A 272-nucleotide genomic window follows, 5' to 3' on the forward strand; every position below is an offset into this window, starting at 1 on the left:
CAAGCGTTCACACTTATCGACTGTAAATCAAGAAGAACAGCATTTGGGGCTGTAGCTCAGCTGGTTAGAGCACCGTGTTGATAACGCGGGGGTCGTTGGTTCGAGTCCAACCAGCCCTACCAGTTTCTGCCTGTAGTAAATCTCAGGGGGATTAGCTCAGCTGGGAGAGCACCTGCTTTGCAAGCAGGGGGTCGTCGGTTCGATCCCGTCATCCTCCACCATAAAGTTCAAACGTAAGTCAGCCAGGTCTGGTTGCGATTTAGGTTTGGTCT

At 51.8% G+C, this 272-nt stretch carries 2 tRNA genes; both read left to right on the forward strand.

The features are described from left to right. Positions 1–45 precede the first annotated feature (45 nt). A tRNA-Ile gene (locus H3H39_RS27435) sits at positions 46–122 on the forward strand. A 23-nt stretch (positions 123–145) separates the two neighbouring features. Continuing rightward, a tRNA-Ala gene (locus H3H39_RS27440) sits at positions 146–221 on the forward strand. Positions 222–272: the final 51 nt, after the last annotated feature.

The sequence above is a fragment of the Rugamonas apoptosis genome, assembly GCF_014042355.1.
Taxonomy (GTDB): domain Bacteria; phylum Pseudomonadota; class Gammaproteobacteria; order Burkholderiales; family Burkholderiaceae_D; genus Rugamonas; species Rugamonas apoptosis.